Genomic DNA, 379 nt, shown 5'->3' with positions numbered 1-379 from the left:
ATTATAAGACCACATGCATGCTGGACAGTCCAGACTAATATCAGAAAAGGATTGATTTAGATGAGTATAAAAAGAATAACAACTGAAGCGGATTTACATGAAGCTTTAAAGATTAGAAGAGGCGTTTTCATTGAGGAGCAACATGTTTCTGAAGCCGATAAGTTCGATGAATTTGATACGCTTCAGGAACAATGCCAGCATATCTTGGTATATCATGAGAATCAGCCTGTCGGCACCGGACGCGCACGCATCGTTGGCCATACAGCAAAGCTGGAAAGAATCTGCATCCTAAAACCTTACCGTAAGTACGGATTGGGGAAGATCATCGTAAGCGGGTTAGAGGAAATCATGAAAGAAAAAGGACTGACTTCATATAAGC

General features: G+C 41.2%; 1 protein-coding gene. It reads left to right on the top strand.

Annotated elements, in window-relative coordinates:
• Positions 1 to 60 precede the first annotated feature (60 nt).
• Positions 61 to 379, top strand: a 319-nt coding sequence (locus RVS70_RS23175) for a GNAT family N-acetyltransferase (protein ID WP_321135098.1), incomplete at its 3' end; no start/stop codon positions are given.

It is taken from the genome of Virgibacillus sp. M23 (genome assembly GCF_034190895.1).
GTDB classification, from domain to species: domain Bacteria; phylum Bacillota; class Bacilli; order Bacillales; family Amphibacillaceae; genus Virgibacillus; species Virgibacillus salarius.
The sequence above is the reverse complement of the archived record's forward strand: the minus strand, read 5'-3'. Positions and strand labels throughout refer to the sequence as shown.